Source organism: Aquipseudomonas ullengensis (assembly GCF_014174475.1).
In the GTDB taxonomy this organism is placed as follows: Bacteria; Pseudomonadota; Gammaproteobacteria; order Pseudomonadales; family Pseudomonadaceae; genus Aquipseudomonas; species Aquipseudomonas ullengensis.
Genome location: NZ_JACJUD010000006.1, coordinates 159,651 through 176,072, shown reverse-complemented (window position 1 = coordinate 176,072; position 16,422 = coordinate 159,651). Strand labels below are relative to the sequence as shown.

The window sequence follows — 16,422 nt, the reverse complement described above, 5'->3', positions numbered from 1 at the left end:
GAGTGATGGCCACAAAATCAGGCGAACATTTCTTCCATAAAAGCGGATTCGATCTGCTTGAGTTTCTGGAGCTGGGTCGCATGTTTGGAAACCAGGGCATCCAGCTGCTTGAAATAGGCACCAATCTTCTCCTGTTCCTGCTTGTATTTCGGCCTATGAACGGTTATGCCCTCAATGTCGGACCCGTTGTACGAAGGAAGCGCGCCGACCTGAGCGTATTTTGGAAGATAAATCGTATCGAACAATGCCTTGCCAAAATCTTCATCCCAAGTGGAATCAAAGATGTATGCCATTGCATTGTTATCGATCAGAAAGGGAGCCCTAACCATTCTCTTGCGATTTAGCATGAGCGCAGCCCCAACCTTGGCAAATATCACGGCAGGAACATCGCCTATTGGTACCCATCTCCTTCGACGCAACTGAACGTCACTGACATAGTTGTTGGCGACGAGCATCTCATTCTCGTTTCCGAGGAGGCTCATGTCTGAAATTTTGAAGAATGGAGTGCCGACCTTACCGCCCTGTTCAGCCTCAGGAAAACCAATCCCTGACTGCGTTCTTCCGATTTGGCCCAAACGCTCAATCACCCAATCGTCTGAGAATCCCTTGAAGCGCAGTTCCGGTATCGCAGCATCAGCACGCGGAAACATCCTCTGGAGCATTGCCTTCTTTAGTGCCACGAGCTTGTGATACTTACACTGGTGTAAAGAAATCAGTGAGCTGAGTTCCGAGAAGTATGAGGTGATTCTCTGTTGCTCTGAAACAGAAGGGGCATCGAATTTAACGCGAACAAATGAATCCCAGTACAGCCGTTTTCTGAAGTCCGTGACGCCATAAGACAGCTTGTTCATTTGGGCCACAACTTGAGGGCGCCTCAAACCGCAGTCCATGAACAACGGGTAGACAGTGTCATCTGGGGCTGCCGTGAGATAGGCAGGGCTGACCATCCCCTCAATTTGTGCGACGCCAAGGGCCCCCTGCCACGCGCGCATCATGTTCAATACGAGATCACCCGAGTGAACGTGCTTGTACAGCGACTTGTCTTCGCTTCTGCGCACCTTCTTTCCGAGAGTCTCGGTACTCAGTTCGCCATTGGAGATCCCGCTGTGAATGGAGACTGACAAGATCGGCAGGGAATCATTGCCGCGTTCGTTTCGTTCCGTGTATATCTGCCCCAGCTTCTTCGGCTCCCACGCTGCATCAAACCCCTTGAAACGAATCCTCGGCACGCTGCCTGCGGTCTGACCGGTCATATCAGTCCCCTGCCAGCAAAGTCTTCAGTTCCTCAATGGCCTTGAGGTCAAATTCGCCTCCATCCATTTCTCCGAGCATGCTCACCAGAGCTTTCTCGGCTTGCTGGATTTGCCGGGCGTTGTCGGCATAGGTGATCCGGTATTTCTCAACCAAAGCTTGCAGCTTAGCGATGAGGCTGGATGTCACCAGGTCAGGTAAGCGATGCAGCTCGTCCACCAGAGGTGCGAGCCACTTGCGTTCGAGCAGGGCGTGTACCTGCTCGTCGCTCAGCGCCTCAATGGTGGCTTTGGTCTTCAGGTGCAGCGCAGCGGCGTCCTTCTTGATGGCAGCTTTCAGCGACTTCTCGTTGGCCAGCACTTTGGCTGCTTGGATGATCTTGGCCTCGTAAGGGTCGGAGCCAAAGGCTCCCGCGACTTTAGCCTCAGCCGCCAACTCCTTGGCTTCCTTAGCCACGGCTGCCGCGACGAACTTGTCGCCGGCTTCGTTGAACGTGTCTTTGGCCTTGTCTTCTTCGCTGAAACTGTCGAGCAGTTCGTTCAGCTGAGTGACCACATCAGCCAGTTCGTCCTCCTTCTTACGGAGGGCGTCCAGCTCCTTCCTGTGGTGAGCTAACTGCACCAGGTCAAAGGGCAAGATGCGGCCTTTCCAGCCTTCCTGTACTTCCACGTCCTTGCCGTCCTTCTTCTTGACGACATAGTTCGGGTCGACCACGCGCGTTGCATCAACGCCCTCGGTCTGCAGGATTTCAAAATCCACAGCGATGGGCTGCCAGTGGTCATCGAGGACCTGATAAGCCTGGTACTTATCGATGAGGGGCACCGCGCCGACCTTGGCCAATCGGGCAAACAGCTCTTCACAGATCAGCGCCGCCTGGCGAGGGACCTGTAGCGTGAGCATCTTGCCGATCAGCTCGCTGTGCAGCCAGGGCTTGAAGCCGTCGAACGCGCGGGCGAAGGCATCATTGAACTTCGCCACCTCAGGGTGCTGGCGCACGGCCTCAGCCAAGTCACCCGCTTTCGGCTGGGCGTAAGGCGTGCCGTCCAAGGTGAACAAGGCTGCGCGCAGGTTGGGGAAGGCCTTCCAGTAGTCAGCCAGCGCATCCAGTTCGCTCAGCGGGATGCCGCCGAACATCGAGGCATACAGGTCCCAACTCTCGGGAGGTTCAGACGAGTCCACGTACCGCGGAATGTTGAGGTTGTAATCGTTGGCTTCGCCTTGCAGCTCGGTCTTGGGCACCAGGCGGCTGAAGCCGGGCATGGTGGCGCGGGCGATCACGACATCGGTGATCTTCTTGATGTCGCAAGCGCGGAGCTTGTTGTTCTTGCCCTCTTTGGCGAAGCCCTTGGAGGCGTCCACGAACAGCACATCGCTGCCTTCGCGCTTTTGCCTGAGCATGAGGATTACGGTCGGGATACCGGTGCCGAAGAAGATGTTGGACGGCAAGCCGATGATGGTTTCGAGGTGGTCGTTCTCGATCAGCTGCTTGCGGATGACGCCTTCTTCACCGCCCCGGAACAGAACGCCATGTGGCAGGACGATGGCCATGATGCCGTTGGGCTTCAGGTGGTACAGGTCGTGCAGTAGGAAGGCGTAGTCGGCCTTGGACTTGGGGGCCACGCCAAAGCGGGCGTAGCGCGGGTCAGCGTCCTTGTGCTGCGGGTCCCATTTCTGCGAGTAAGGCGGGTTCGACACCACCGCATCCAAGTACAGCGGGTTGTAACTGTTGACCGGGTCTTGTTCGTCGAAATACGGCCAGTCGTCTTCCAGCGTGTCGGCATTACGCGTGACGATGTTGCCCGGGAGGATGCCGCGCATGACCAGGTTCATGCGCGTGAGGTTGTAGGTGTTCTCCTTCAGCTCTTGAGCGTAGTACTTGATGCTGTCGTTGTCGTCCATGTGCTTGGCGATGGCCTGCCCGATGTTGAGCAACAGAGAGCCCGAGCCACTAGTGGAGTCGTAGATCTGGATGGTCTCGCGGTCTTTCAGGTGGTGCGCGATGACCTCAGACATCAGCACTGACACCTCGTGCGGAGTGTAAAACTCGCCCGCCTTCTTGCCTGCATTGGCGGCGAACATGCCAATGAGGTATTCGTAGATGAAGCCGAGCACGTCGTAGCTCTGCTTGCCATCCATGGGGATGTCTTTGATCAGCTGGAGGAGCTCGCTAATCGACTTGGTCTGTTTCGCAGCCGTGTCGCCCAGCTTGCTCAGACCGGTTTCTAGGGTCTTGAAGATGCCCTCGAACAGGCGCTTGTGGTTAGGATGTATCAGGCGGCTGAAGGCCGACAGGGCTTCACGCACGTCAGCGACATCAAAGTCACTGGTTTGATCCAGCCATGTCGAGAACAGGTGCTTGTGGGCGATGAAGTAGCCCAGGTTGGACCTGAAGTGTGAATAGCCCCAGATTCCGTAGACACCTCCAAGCCTCAATTGAGGCCTGCTAAATCACTGCGGAATAGTTTTCTTTTGGCCGTTAGTTGCCTGTCGCCAACTACCGATGGACATAGGCTGCCATGCCTATCTCATTGGCTGTTCGCCCATGTATCTAGCCCGTAATTCTGTGCCGACTGGGCAATAGCACTCGGCTGGTGGATAGCAGTTCGGGCAATGCCCTAAAGCATGGGCATGGAATCCATCACGGGCTGCAATCCACTCGGGTGCTGCAGTGGCGGCGCTGTGGTGGATATGCCCAGGGGCATAGTCCATTGGCGCGGCTTGGGTTTTCTTCGGCTACTGATGCGGCTTTTGCCATTGAGGATCGCTGGCAACCAGGTCAGCTGCCAAGTGTGGTGAAACCTCATATAGCTCGCTCATGTCGTACCGATCTATGGAACCTTGTGTCAGCAGGTAGTCCGCTGAGCATCCAAGCAGACTAGCTACATTTTCCAGCCATACCCAAGCCAGAGGCGGTGGATCATTTGCTGCCAAATCCAAAATTAGCTCTAGCCGGTGGGTCTTGATGTATTCGCGCACGTCCTCGGTCAGTTGGCTGGCAGGTGAAACCATCAACCGCTCCCCTGCAAGGCAAGCAGAAAATCCTTGAGCGGTGAGGTAGTCGAGGGCAGTCATCAGAAGGCCTCCGAGTCCGACTCATCGAAAGTGTTAGACCCGAAGGCCGTCATTCCTGCCTGAAGACCGTCACTATTTTTTGTGGCGGCCTTCGGGGTTGTTTGGCGTTCTTCTATTCCGAGTCGCCAAAACCATGAACCTTTGCCCTGCTTGTACGCCTCGGCTCCAAGTTTTTTCTTGGCCCGCTCGACAGTTCTCCAAGCATGTCCTGCGCTCTTGGCATAAGCCTTAATTTGTTCCACAGGAACCGGGCCAGCAGAAAGCAGGCTGACAAGGAACTGCTCAGCGTCTTTCTGAGCGCTAGGCTCCTCGCCTGCAAATCCCTCAACACTGGCCAGGATTTCCCGCGCACTACCTTCGATGTGCTCGCCCCACACCACACGGACAGCTTCTATTCCTGCATCGATGGTGCAGAGTTCGATCTGATAGCTAATGCCTCCTTGGTCATCACTAATGTTGGACTTGGCGCGTGCCAGGATGCGGCCATCCGAGTCTTCCGGCTTGGCTGCTACCAGCACGGTGCGTGCGAAAGCGCTAAAGGCTTGGCTTCCGAGCACTCGGTCAGCCGGCAGCGATCCAGTAGTGTTCTTGCTGAAGTGACTGATGCCCAGCACGGCACACTGATGAGCCTCGGCGAAATCCACCAAGGGTTGCAGAGATCGCCGAACGTCATTAGCACGGTGCATGTCCCCTTTTACAGCGCAGACCACTGGATCAATCACCAGCAGAGCAGCGCCACCAGTCGAGTCCATCTCCTGATACAGCAGATCGATATCGGTAGCAGGGTCGAAAGCCTCGTGTCCGCCCAAATCGTTGAAGCGGCCCTTGATAATGCGCACACGCTCAAGATCGGCTCCTGCAGCTTTCAGGCGCGGGATCAAAGTGTCTGCCGGGTCGTCCTCGGATGACCAGATCAGGACATTACCGGGAGCGTTGCAAGAGGTGTCATCTGGCCAGCGTCCGCCGCGCGTGACGATTGCAGCAAAAGTGATAGCCAAAGTGGATTTCCCGCTGCCGCCCGCACCGGCCAGTACTGTCAATTTCCCTCGAGCAATCCAGCTTGGCCACAGCCAAAGGATCGGTATCGGCACAATAGAAGCGGCAGAGATCAGCTCAGCACGCCATAGCGACGACACAGGGGGCATGTTGGGGTGCTCCTTTTTATCCAGTTCCGCGAGCTGCCGGTTGAGACTAATAATTCGCTCCTGCGCCAATGCGTACCGCGAAGAATCTTCTTCACTCAGCTCTTCGTCACAAGACGATGCGGCGCACGCGCCCTCGATGACCATTCGCTCGAAAAGATGCTCCTTCTCTAAGGTTTTGCGGTGGTATTGCCGGCGCTGTTTGTCATCCAGGGCAGAGGCGAATAAATCGCGTGTCTCTAGCCCTATCGCCGCGAGCACGTCATTGGTCTGGCAGCCTGCGTGACAATGAATCAGTGCGCGCCCGTCATTACCGAGCGACAAGCTCAGCGAGGGCTGTTGGTCATCGTGTGCAGGGCATTTCGCGGTGTAGCGCTCGCCGGATTGGCGCCAGCTCCCAAGGCGGCTCAGCACGATTCCGAGCGGGTCGTTCATGCTAGGATTAAGGTCGTCAGTGCTGTTTCGATTGAGCCCGGGTGTCCCCGGGCTTTTTCGTGTATGGAGGCTCATTTTTTCTGCCCCTCCCGAGCTTCAATTTGGGCACGCTGCCACTCGAATATTTCCAACATGACCCAAACAGACGACTTAGGGCCTAGCATTACTTGCTTGGGGAAGTTACCGGTGGCTATACGGCGGTAAATCTCGGAAGTGGAAAGCGTGGTGAGCTCTTTGACTGCCGACAGCTTGATGAACTGCTGCGGCGCCTCGTGGGCAATTTCAGGGTGGTTCAGCTTGGTCGCGTAGGCCATGACAGTCGCCTCCTAGGGCTGTGTTGACATGGCATTCATTGGAAACGGTTAGATGTCGAGTGACCACGACAGGAATTAAGCGTTGCTATTAGCTATTGTCGCGCGCTCTAGCTCGGGGTTTACAGGCAGGTAGTGTCGGTCAAATATCCGAGTTGTGATGCTTCATTGAGAGAGATGGCGATTAAATGCAGCATGAAAGTGGGCGCGGCAGTAGCTGCTATATCTTGGTCTGATTCTGAACTTCGTCAGTTTGTTCGCCAGTAGCTTGCCGGTCATGGGTTTGCTGGATTTGCCGCAGGTGTTCCAAGGGGAATTTGCCTTGGCGAGCAGTGCAGCAACAAGATCAGCGCTGGGCATCTTGAGTGCGCCCGTCTCGTCGAAAATCTCTTTGAGATGTTTCAGGAGCTGAATATCAGTGCCGGTCACTGTGGAAGGGCTAACAGGGCGGGGGGCAATTGCTGATGTTTTCCCGTAAGCCTGTGAATGCCACAACGGATTTGTTTCCCCTGGCAAAGCATGGGCAATGGTCTGCCAGGATGCCATCGGCTGACCCATTGCGCTAAAGGCTTGCCCTGCTAGCTTGTTGCGTTCAAGGGTGCGTGTGCTGATTTTGAGATTTTGGGCAATTTCTTCGCGGGCTTCGTAGTAGCTTTCTCCGGCTGAAACTCTCTTCTCGACCTCAAGTGCGCCCATAAAGGCGGGTCGGTTAAGTAAATCCTGGGCGGTCGGTGTATGCCGCCCGCCTTGATTGTTCTTACCCAGCTTCCGCCGTTTCTGTGCCATTGAAAGTTACGCCTTGCGTTTGATGTTCACTACGTTAGCGCCAGCGCACAGGGTGTCTATTGAGTCGGCCCATTCCTGCATCATTCCTCGGCGCTGCTCCAGGTAGGTTGCGTGGTTGTATGTGTCACGGATTTCGTCGGTGTCACCGTGGGCTAGCTGGCGTTCGATCCAGTCGCGGTTGTAGCAGCTGCGACCGTTCAGTTCGGTGCTCAACAGGTGACGGAAACCATGACCGGTCTGGCGGTCTTCGTAGCCCATCAGGCGAAGCGCCTTGTTGATGGTGTTCTCGCTCATCGGGCGGTCGGGATTCTGCTGGCCGGGGAAGAGCAAGGCATAGCGCCCGGTCACTTCGTGGAGCTGGCGCAAAATGGCAACGGCCTGGCGGGGTAAGGGCACCACATGCGGGCGGCGGGCCTTCATGCGCTCCTTGGGTATCGTCCAGGTGGCGGCATCAAGATCGAACTCGCTCCAGGGGGCGGCGCGCAGTTCGCCGGGGCGAACAGCTGTAAGGATCAGCAGGCGGACAGCGGCACGGGTGAAGGCGTGCAGCTTGGCGCTGTCTAGCTTGGCCAGCAGCTCTGGCAGTTCGGCAAACGTAACGTGTGGGTGGTGCCTCACGGCCTTAGCTGGGGCTGCTACTACGTTCAGGCCGATGGCGGGATTGCTCTCTACGACGCCCCGCGCCATCCCAAAATCAAATATCTGTCTGAGCCATTGGCGAATTTTCTCAGCGGCGTTCAGTGCGCCGCGCGCCTCCACCTTACGTACCAGCTCCACCAGTGCGGGGCGGTTGACTGTGGTAGCGGGCCAGCTGCCGATGCCGGGAAAAATATCGTTCTTTAGGTAGAGATTGGCCTTGTAAGCGGTGGTCTTTTTCCAGCGAGGTGCATTGTAGGCGTACCACTCGCGAGCCAATGTCTCGAACGTGAGCTCTGTGGCCTTCTGTGCGTGTTTTGCGGCTCGTCGTGCAGCGCTAGGGTCTTGCCCATTGGCCACTAGTTGGCGCGCCTCTTCACGGCGCTGGCGAGCTTGCTGTAGGCCGATGATGGGGTAGGCGCCAAGGGCCAGCTTCTTTTCTTTGCCCGCTACTCTGTATTTGAGCTTCCAAAGCTTGGAGCCGTTTGGATTAACCAGCAGGTAAAGCCCGTGGGCATCGGTCAGCTTGTAGGGCTTTTCTTGGGGCTTGGCTGCCTTGATGGCGCTGTCGGTCAGGGACATGTCGTTTGCTTCCGCATTGGGGGCCTTTTTGAGACCGAACCAAAGAGGCCCCCACATAAGCCCCCATTTGTTAGGGCTTATGCGGGACATCTTGGGAAGCATAGACAATAAAAAACCGGCTCAAGGGCCGGTTCTTTAAGGCTTTCGGGTGATTTAGACACCACCTGAAAACGAAAGGTGGTGCCCAGGGACGGAATCGAACCGCCGACACGGGGATTTTCAATCCCCTGCTCTACCGACTGAGCTACCTGGGCAACGGGGCGCTATTAAACGGATTTGGCTTTGCAGTGTCAAGCAAGGGAAAGAAAAAATTTCAGTACAAACGGGCGCTTACGATTTTTACGTGGGCGCGCAGGGTTTGCTGCGGACCTGTTCGAGGGCTCAGGCGCTTGGTGGCACGTAGCCTTCGGCCTGGGCGTATTCCTCGCCGGAGAGGAACTTGTCCATCTCGGCCTGGAGGAACTTGCGGTCCTCGACATTCATCATGTTCAGGCGGCGTTCGTTGATCAGCATGGTCTGGTGCGCCTGCCACTCGTCCCAGGCCTGTTTGGAGACGTTGTTGAAGATGTCTTCGCCTTTGGCGCCCGGGTAGGGCGGGCGGTCGAGGCCGGGGAGGTCTTGTTTGTGCTTGCGGCAGTGGACGGTGCGGCTCATGGCTGCTCTCCAGTAATCGATTCGGTATTCAGCGCCTGTTCGGCTCGCTTGAGGAGTTTCTTCACCGGGGCGGCCAGGCCCAGGCGCGGTGGGGTGGCGAGGTTATACCAGAGCCAGTCGCCCTCGGCCACGCCAGGCGCGGCCTGCTCCACGTGGACCAGCCAAGGTTCGATGGCCAGCTGGAAGTGGCTGAAAGTATGGGTCAGCCCGTCCAGTTCGTGACGAGCGCCTAGCTGCAGGGCGTGCTGGCTGGCCAGTGGGGCGAGGGCGGCGAGGTCGTCCAGCTCGGGCAGGCTCCACAGTCCGCCCCAGAGGCCGCTCGACGGGCGGCGGTAGAGCAGGATGGCGCCGTCACGATTGGCCAGGATCGGCATTAGCGTGCGCTTCTGCGGCAGCGCCTTGCGTGGCTTGGCGATCGGGTAGCGGATCTCCAGGCCCAGCAGGTGCGCCTGGCAACCGCTCTGCAGCGGACAGATCAGGCAGCTTGGCTTGCTGCGGGTACACAGCGTGGCGCCCAGGTCCATCATCGCCTGGGTGTAGTGGTTGACCCGCTCGCTGGGTAGGTAGCGCTCGGCCACCGCCCACAGTTGTTTGGCCACCTTCGGTTCGCCCGGATAGCCTTCCTGGGCGACGTAGCGAGCGAGCACGCGCTTGACGTTGCCGTCGAGGATCGGTGCACGCAGGCCCATGCTCAGGCTGGCGATGGCGCCGGCAGTGGAGCGGCCGATGCCGGGCAGTTCGGTGAGTTGCTCGACATCGCGGGGGAATTCGCCGCCGTGCTCGCGCATGACGATCTGCGCGGTCTTCTGCAGGTTGCGCGCGCGGGTGTAGTAGCCGAGGCCGGTCCACAGGTGCAGCACTTCGTCTTCCGGCGCTTCGGCCAAGTCCTTGACCGTCGGCAGGGCGTGCATGAAGCGGTCGAAGTAACCCAGCACAGTGCTGACCTGGGTTTGCTGCAGCATGATTTCCGAGACCCACACCCGGTACGGGTTGATGTCCTGCTGCCAGGGCAGGTCCTTGCGCCCGTGCTGGTCATACCAGGCCAGCACGGCGCCATTGAATTGCGCGGGGGTCATCGCTTGAACAGGCCCTTGAGTGCTTCCTTGAGTTCCGGGCTGACCTTGTCGCCGAGTTTCTCTTCGATCTTTTCTTCGAGCTTGGAACCGGCCAGCTTGGAGGCGACCTTGGTCATGCCGTCCTTGTCCAGGCGGCAGGCCTTGGCGCCCAGCTCCAGCGGGCCGCGGCAGCGCAGTGGCCACTCGATGTCGACGTAGCGCTGGTTGACCTGGCAGGCCGGGTCCGGCATGGCGCGCTGGTCGCCTTCGAGGGTGATGCCGACGCGGTAGTCCATGCCCAGCACGCGCAGGTCGACGTCGCCGTCGCCGCTGACCGCCAGGCCGGGGAGGCGGGCCTTGAGGTCGGGGTTGCTGGCTACGCCATTGTGGAAGGTCAGGCTGCCGTGCAGTTCCTCAAAGGGCGTGTCCTTGCCGCGCGGCTCGCTGCTGAGGGACTTGCGGTTGAGGGTGGCGATGCCCTGGCACAGCTGCTGCTCCAGGTTGGCGTCGAGCAGTGCGCCGTCGCTCAGGCTGAAGTCGGCCTTGCCGTTGAGTGCGTCGATCCAGGCCTTTTGGCTGTTGCCCTGTGTGCGGATGTCGGCGTTGAGATCGAGCAGGCCTTTGACGGGCGGTTTCTCGCCCTGGGCTTCGAGCAGTTTCTCGACGGGAATGCGGCTGATGCGTTTCTGCGCGGTGAGCAGCGGGATGGCTGGGCGCGCGTCGAGTTGGGCCTTGGCGCTGAACTCGCCGCCATACAGGTCGCCGCGCAATTCCTGCAGGTTGAGCACGCCATCCTTGCCGGTGGCCTGGAGCTTGGCGCTCTCGATTGGCAGTTTGCTCAGGGTCAGCTGGCCGAAACTGAGGTCGGCCTGCACGTCGAGTTTGCGCAGCTGCTCCAGTGGCAGCATGGGCTTGTCGCTCCAGGCCTGCTGGCTCGGTGTGCTGGGCAGCTCGCTGTTGCCGTTCTTGCCGGCGGCGGCCACGGCCTGCTTGACCTCGTTCTTGCGGGCGACGCCGGCGCTGGCGTCCTTGTCCTGCGGCGGCAGGTAGCGGTCGACGTTGAACGTGTCGCCCTTGAGTTGCACGCGCAGGGCCTGTTTGGCGAAGTCGCTGATGGCCAGCGAGCCGCTGAGGCTGCTGCCATCGAGTTTCAGCGCCAGGTCGTTGAAGGCCAGGCTGTTGGGCGAGCCGGCCAGGCGGCTGGACAGCTCGAACTGGCCGAGGCTGGTCGCATCGCGCATGGGGGGCAGTTCGACGCCGACGCCGGTGAGAAATTCGCGCAGGTTGACCTGGGCAACGGACAGATTGCCTTCCAGTTGTGCGGCCTGGTCCAGGTTGCGCAGTTTCAGCTCGCCGAGGGCGCGCAGCTGGTTGGCGGAGAGTTTCAGGCCGGTCCATTCGGCGATCTGTGCAGCCTGGTCGAGCAGCAGCTGGCCTTCCGTGGCGAAGGTCAGGGTCTTGCCCTTGAGCGGTTCGCCGGAGACTTCACCGGACAACTTGAGGTCTTCGAGCTGGTAGCGTTTGAGTGCACGGTCGAAGCGCAGCTGGGTCTGCAGGTTGGTCTTGGCGCGCAGCAGTGGCTGGTTGGCGGCGAGGTAGGCGGTGAGTTTGAGGGGAATGCTCGCGCCTTCGCGGATGGCGCCGGTGGTCAGCTCGATGCCTTCGGCGCCGAACTGCTTGCCGCTTCGGGCATCGTGGTAGTCGATGCGCGAGTTGCTCACTGTGAGGCTGTCGATGTCCAGCTTGAGCGGGGTGTCGCTGCGCTCGGCGGGTGCTTGCGCGGTGGGTTCGGCGCTGGCGGTGTCCGCCGGGCTGGTCGCGGCGGCATCGCTGGTTTTGGCCGGTTTGCCGATCTGCTCCCAGTTGCCATGGCCCTTGTCGTCGCGTTGCAGGGTCAGGTTGAGGCCGTCGATGCGGATATCGCTCATCTGCACTTCTTTGCGCAGCAGTGGCAGCACGCGCACCGAGAAGCCCAGCAGGCGCAGGTCGGCGAAGGGCTTGTCCGGCGTGGCGGCGCTGGCCAGGGTGGCGTCGGTCAGTTCCAAGCCGAGCCAGGGGAACAGGCTCCAGCCGATGTCGCCATTGAGCTTGAGCTCCAGGTTGGCCTTGTCGCGCGCCAGTTGCTGGATCTCGTCCTTATAGTCGTTGGGATCGAACAGGTGGGTGAGGGCGAAGCCCAGGCCGATCACGATCAGCAGCAGTCCGAGGAAGGTCAGGCCCAGGATTTTGCCGATAGATTTCATGAACGAGTCCTTGTGTGGTGGGTTCTGGTGTCGAGCGCGCGAGTATAACGTCGGCCCGGATGCGTCTGGGCTATTGCCCGCCAGAGGTTGGAGGGGCGTGACGGGCTGCGGTTCCCCGGTGGGGCTGCGGGGTTTGTCTGCGGCCTAGGCTACAGATTATCCAGCGGCAAGCCAGTGCGGGCTGCCAGGGCCTGGCTTTCCAGATGGCCGCGGGGCGCTGCCAGGTGCAGCGGTTTGCCGGCTTCGCGGGCCATGCGCTGGGCCTCGTCGAGGATGCGCCGGGCCACGCCGCGCTTGCGCGTGACCTTGCGCACGCACAGGTGCGACAGGCGCCAGCAGTCTTCGTCGCGGCTCAGCAGGGCGGCGCCCAGCAGGCGGTCGTTGAAGCGGCCGGCGATCAGTCGGGTCTCGCCGATTCCGCGGGCAATCAGTGCGTCCGCGCTGGCATAGGGGGCGAGCAGCCAGTCCGGCGCATCGGCGTAGACCTTGGTCAGGTCGGTGTGATCCTGAGCCGATGGGCGGGTGACGATCTCGACAAGCACGGGCATCGCGGCTTCCTCGCAGGCAGGTGGCGCAGTGTAAAGTCAGCTCAATCGCGCCGATAGTCCTGCCGCAGAGCCTGTTCAAAGGCGCGCGAGCTAGAGCCAGGCAAGGGAAAACGACCAGCGGGAGAACAGCCGCAGGCTGGCCCTACGGGTGAGCGCCAGCGAGTCGAATGGCCGAGGGTGCGGAGTTCACGCGTTGTAAATGAGCAGCCCGCGGCCATTGCTAACGCGGCATGGCCGACGCACAGCCGCCTTTGGGTAGCCGTCCAAGCCGCGCCCCGCCTATAATGCCCGCCTTTTCCGCAAGCATTTTCGGGAGCTGGTGATGGCCGAACGTACGGCATCCGTCGAGCGCAACACCCTGGAGACCCAGATCAAGGTCTCGATCAACCTGGATGGTACGGGCAAGGCCAAGTTCGATATTGGCGTGCCGTTCCTCGAGCACATGCTCGATCAGATCGCCCGCCACGGGCTGATCGACCTGGACATCCAGTGCAAGGGCGACCTGCATATCGACGACCACCACACCGTGGAAGACGTCGGTATCACCCTCGGTCAGGCCTTCACCAAGGCCATCGGCGACAAGAAGGGCATGACCCGCTACGGCCATTCCTATGTGCCGCTGGACGAAGCGCTGTCGCGCGTGGTGATCGACTTCTCCGGTCGCCCGGGCCTGCAGATGCACGTGCCGTTCACCCGCGCGGTGGTCGGTGGCTTCGACGTGGACCTGTTCCAGGAGTTCTTCCAGGGCTTCGTCAACCACGCCCTGGTCAGCCTGCACATCGACAACCTGCGCGGCACCAACACCCACCACCAGATCGAAACGGTGTTCAAGGCCTTCGGCCGCGCCCTGCGCATGGCTGTCGAGCTGGACCCGCGCATGGCTGGGCAGATGCCGTCGACCAAGGGCTGCCTATAAATGCAGACGGTTGCAGTAATCGACTACGGCATGGGCAACCTGCACTCGGTGGCCAAGGCCCTTGAGCACGTGGGCGCCGGCAAGGTGCTGGTGACCAGCGATGCCGCGGTGATTCGCGAAGCCGACCGCGTGGTGTTCCCCGGTGTTGGCGCGATTCGCGACTGCATGGCCGAGATCAAGCGCCTGGGCTTCGACAGCCTGGTGCGCGAGGTCAGCCAGGATCGGCCGTTCCTTGGTATCTGCGTCGGCATGCAGGCCCTGCTGGAGCGCAGCGAGGAAAACGACGGGGTCGATTGCATCGGCCTGTTCCCCGGCCAGGTGCGCTTCTTCGGCAAAAACCTGCATGAAGACGGCGCGCACCTGAAAGTGCCGCACATGGGCTGGAACCAGGTGGCGCAGGTGGTCGAGCACCCGCTGTGGCACGAGATTCCTGACCAGGCACGCTTCTACTTCGTGCACAGCTACTACATCGAAGCCGGCAACCCAGCCCAGGTGGTCGGTGGCGGGCACTACGGCAAGGATTTCGCTGCGGCATTGGCCGAAGGCTCGAAGTTCGCCGTGCAGTTCCACCCGGAGAAGAGTCATACCCATGGCCTGCAGCTGCTGCAGAACTTCGTCGGCTGGGATGGTCGCGCCTGAATGAGCCGGGGCAAGAAAGTTCCACTGCTGGAGCTCGAAGGGCCCCAGCAACAGGCGGCATTGAAGGCGCTGGGGCGTTTCCTCGAGGACCGCTTCGAGCTCGAGCTGGGCTCGTTCGAAGTGCAGGAAGTGCTCGACCTGATCAGCCGCGACATTGCTCCGCATTACTACAACAAGGCGATCTCCGATGTGCAGGCGGTGCTGTCCGACCGTTTTGCCAGCCTGGAGAGCGACCTGTGGGCGCTCGAGAAGAGCTGACCCTTCACCGAATTCACGACTTGAGCAGGTTCAACCGATGCTGATTATCCCCGCTATCGATCTCAAGGACGGCGCCTGCGTGCGTCTGCGCCAGGGCCGCATGGAAGACTCCACGGTGTTCTCCGATGACCCGGTGAGCATGGCCGCCAAGTGGGTCGAGGGTGGCTGCCGCCGTCTGCACCTGGTCGACCTCAATGGCGCCTTCGAAGGCCAGCCGGTCAACGGCGAAGTGGTGACCGCCATCGCCAAGCGCTACCCGAATCTGCCGATCCAGATCGGCGGCGGCATCCGCTCGCTGGAAACCATCGAGGCCTACGTCAAGGCCGGCGTCAGCTACGTGATCATCGGCACCAAGGCGGTGAAAGATCCGCAGTTCGTCACCGATGCCTGCAAAGCCTTCCCGGGCAAGGTCATCGTCGGCCTGGATGCCAAAGACGGTTTCGTCGCCACCGACGGCTGGGCCGAGGTCTCCACCGTGCAGGCCACTGACCTGGCCAAGCGCTTCGAGGCCGATGGTGTGTCCGCCATCGTTTATACCGATATCGCCAAAGACGGCATGATGCAGGGCTGCAACGTCGAGGCCACTGCGGCCCTGGCCGCCGCCAGCAAGATCCCGGTGATCGCCTCCGGCGGCATCCACAACCTCGGTGATATCGAGAAGCTGCTGCTGGCTCGCTCGCCGGGCATCATCGGCGCCATCACCGGCCGCGCGATCTACGAAGGCACCCTGGATGTCGCCGAGGCCCAAGCCTTCTGCGACGCCTATAAAGGCTGAGGATTTCGACATGGCGCTGGCCAAACGCATCATCCCCTGCCTCGACGTCGACAACGGTCGCGTGGTCAAGGGCGTGCAGTTCGAGAACATCCGCGATGCCGGCGACCCGGTGGAAATCGCCCGTCGCTACGATGAGCAGGGTGCCGACGAGATCACCTTCCTCGACATCACCGCCAGCGTCGACGGCCGCGATACCACCCTGCACACGGTGGAGCGCATGGCCAGTCAGGTGTTCATCCCGCTGACCGTCGGCGGCGGTGTGCGCACCGTGCAGGACATTCGCAACCTGCTGAATGCTGGCGCCGATAAAGTGTCGATCAACACGGCGGCGGTATTCACCCCCGAATTTGTTGGCGAGGCGGCCGCGCGTTTCGGCTCGCAGTGCATCGTCGTCGCCATTGACGCCAAGAAAGTATCGTTGCCCGGCGAAACTCCGCGCTGGGAGATCTTCACCCACGGCGGGCGCAAGCCGACTGGCCTGGATGCCGTGCTCTGGGCGAAGAAAATGGAAGATCTCGGCGCCGGCGAAATCCTCCTGACCAGCATGGATCAGGACGGCGTGAAGAGCGGCTACGACCTCGGCGTTACCCGTGCCATCAGTGAAAGCGTAGGTATCCCGGTAATCGCCTCCGGCGGCGTCGGCAATCTCGAGCACCTGGCGGCTGGCATCCTCGAAGGTAAGGCCGACGCCGTGCTGGCGGCCAGCATCTTCCACTTCGGCGAATACACCGTGCCGGAAGCCAAGGCCTACCTGGCCAGTCGTGGCATCGTGGTGCGCTAATCGAAACACCCCGCAGGGGCGCGCAATGCGCCCCTTCATCCTCCCGGATGACAAGGCTTTGCGGGCAATCGATGCTGTTTTGAACTAAAACCCTTTATGCCTGTCGTCGGACAGATTGCTGTCTGTCGGCTTGCCGGTTGCCGAGCGCGATGGCTATGTGCCAGCGTGCTATTCTGGATGGCATAAAGCAGTCGTCAAAAACATGGCGCTGCTTTGCTGAGTCGACACGCCGAGCTTTTCTTGCCTGTTCAAGCTTTCAAGAAGTTTGCCGTTAACTCTAATCAGGATTCTTTTCTCCGCCCTCGCTGCCCGGAATGGCAAAGCGGGGGCGATTACTC

The 16,422-nt window shown here is 60.2% G+C and carries 16 protein-coding genes and 1 tRNA gene; 5 read left to right on the top strand and 12 right to left on the bottom strand.

Annotated elements, in window-relative coordinates:
- Window positions 1-17: 17 nt before the first annotated feature.
- The 12 genes from H3H51_RS21120 to H3H51_RS17520 all read right to left on the bottom strand — a co-directional run bounded on the left by H3H51_RS21120 (window position 18) and on the right by H3H51_RS17520 (window position 12,715).
- Window positions 18-1,253: a restriction endonuclease subunit S domain-containing protein gene (locus H3H51_RS21120; RefSeq protein ID WP_220791064.1), complete on the bottom strand. Its 1,236-nt coding sequence runs from the start codon at window positions 1,251-1,253 to the stop codon at window positions 18-20.
- A 1-nt stretch (window position 1,254) separates the two neighbouring features.
- Window positions 1,255-3,555 (bottom strand): type I restriction-modification system subunit M, encoded by a 2,301-nt coding sequence (locus H3H51_RS17570; protein WP_328803679.1) that lies wholly within the window; start codon window positions 3,553-3,555, stop codon window positions 1,255-1,257.
- Between the two features lie 429 nt (window positions 3,556-3,984).
- On the bottom strand, window positions 3,985-4,323 hold the full coding sequence (locus H3H51_RS17565; protein ID WP_183090367.1) for a hypothetical protein: 339 nt from the start codon (window positions 4,321-4,323) through the stop codon (window positions 3,985-3,987).
- The gene (locus H3H51_RS17560) at window positions 4,323-5,900 is read right to left on the bottom strand and encodes an AAA family ATPase (RefSeq protein ID WP_235981414.1); all 1,578 of its coding nucleotides are present in this window, start codon (window positions 5,898-5,900) and stop codon (window positions 4,323-4,325) included. Before H3H51_RS17560 ends, H3H51_RS17565 begins: the two co-directional genes overlap by 1 nt.
- 71 nt (window positions 5,901-5,971) lie before the next feature.
- Window positions 5,972-6,214 carry a helix-turn-helix transcriptional regulator gene (locus H3H51_RS17555; protein WP_183090366.1) on the bottom strand — a complete coding sequence of 81 codons (243 nt, stop codon included), beginning with the start codon at window positions 6,212-6,214 and terminating at the stop codon, window positions 5,972-5,974.
- 162 nt (window positions 6,215-6,376) lie between these two features.
- Window positions 6,377-6,997, bottom strand: coding sequence for a DUF3631 domain-containing protein (locus H3H51_RS17550; RefSeq protein WP_183090365.1), 621 nt, complete (start codon window positions 6,995-6,997; stop codon window positions 6,377-6,379).
- 6 nt (window positions 6,998-7,003) lie between these two features.
- Window positions 7,004-8,215 carry a tyrosine-type recombinase/integrase gene (locus H3H51_RS17545; protein WP_183090364.1) on the bottom strand — a complete coding sequence of 404 codons (1,212 nt, stop codon included), beginning with the start codon at window positions 8,213-8,215 and terminating at the stop codon, window positions 7,004-7,006.
- Window positions 8,216-8,393: 178 nt separating this feature from the next.
- Window positions 8,394-8,469, bottom strand: a tRNA-Phe gene (locus tag H3H51_RS17540).
- 127 nt (window positions 8,470-8,596) lie between these two features.
- Entirely contained in the window at window positions 8,597-8,869 is a 273-nt protein-coding gene (locus tag H3H51_RS17535; RefSeq protein WP_183090363.1) for an oxidative damage protection protein, read from the bottom strand.
- Window positions 8,866-9,945, bottom strand: a complete 1,080-nt coding sequence (gene mutY / locus H3H51_RS17530) for an A/G-specific adenine glycosylase (RefSeq protein ID WP_183090362.1) — start codon at window positions 9,943-9,945, stop codon at window positions 8,866-8,868. The genes H3H51_RS17535 and mutY overlap by 4 nt, the downstream gene beginning before the upstream one ends.
- On the bottom strand, window positions 9,942-12,167 hold the full coding sequence (locus tag H3H51_RS17525) for an AsmA family protein (protein ID WP_183090361.1): 2,226 nt from the start codon (window positions 12,165-12,167) through the stop codon (window positions 9,942-9,944). The genes mutY and H3H51_RS17525 overlap by 4 nt, the downstream gene beginning before the upstream one ends.
- Before the next feature lie 149 nt (window positions 12,168-12,316).
- Window positions 12,317-12,715 carry an acetyl-CoA sensor PanZ family protein gene (locus tag H3H51_RS17520; protein ID WP_183090360.1) on the bottom strand — a complete coding sequence of 133 codons (399 nt, stop codon included), beginning with the start codon at window positions 12,713-12,715 and terminating at the stop codon, window positions 12,317-12,319.
- 322 nt (window positions 12,716-13,037) lie between these two features.
- Here H3H51_RS17520 and hisB point away from each other — a divergent pair, with 322 nt between their 5' ends.
- Genes hisB through hisF form a run of 5 tightly spaced genes read left to right on the top strand, consistent with a single transcriptional unit; the run spans window position 13,038 to window position 16,084 of the window.
- Window positions 13,038-13,631, top strand: coding sequence for an imidazoleglycerol-phosphate dehydratase HisB (gene hisB / locus H3H51_RS17515; protein WP_173211426.1), 594 nt, complete (start codon window positions 13,038-13,040; stop codon window positions 13,629-13,631).
- The gene (gene hisH / locus H3H51_RS17510; protein ID WP_183090359.1) at window positions 13,632-14,270 is read left to right on the top strand and encodes an imidazole glycerol phosphate synthase subunit HisH; all 639 of its coding nucleotides are present in this window, start codon (window positions 13,632-13,634) and stop codon (window positions 14,268-14,270) included. It abuts the gene before it with no gap.
- On the top strand, window positions 14,271-14,528 hold the full coding sequence (locus H3H51_RS17505; protein WP_183090358.1) for a DUF2164 domain-containing protein: 258 nt from the start codon (window positions 14,271-14,273) through the stop codon (window positions 14,526-14,528).
- A 37-nt stretch (window positions 14,529-14,565) separates the two neighbouring features.
- Window positions 14,566-15,303, top strand: coding sequence for a 1-(5-phosphoribosyl)-5-[(5-phosphoribosylamino)methylideneamino]imidazole-4-carboxamide isomerase (gene hisA / locus H3H51_RS17500; RefSeq protein ID WP_183090357.1), 738 nt, complete (start codon window positions 14,566-14,568; stop codon window positions 15,301-15,303).
- 10 nt (window positions 15,304-15,313) lie between these two features.
- Window positions 15,314-16,084, top strand: coding sequence for an imidazole glycerol phosphate synthase subunit HisF (hisF, locus tag H3H51_RS17495; protein WP_173211434.1), 771 nt, complete (start codon window positions 15,314-15,316; stop codon window positions 16,082-16,084).
- Window positions 16,085-16,422 lie beyond the last annotated feature (338 nt).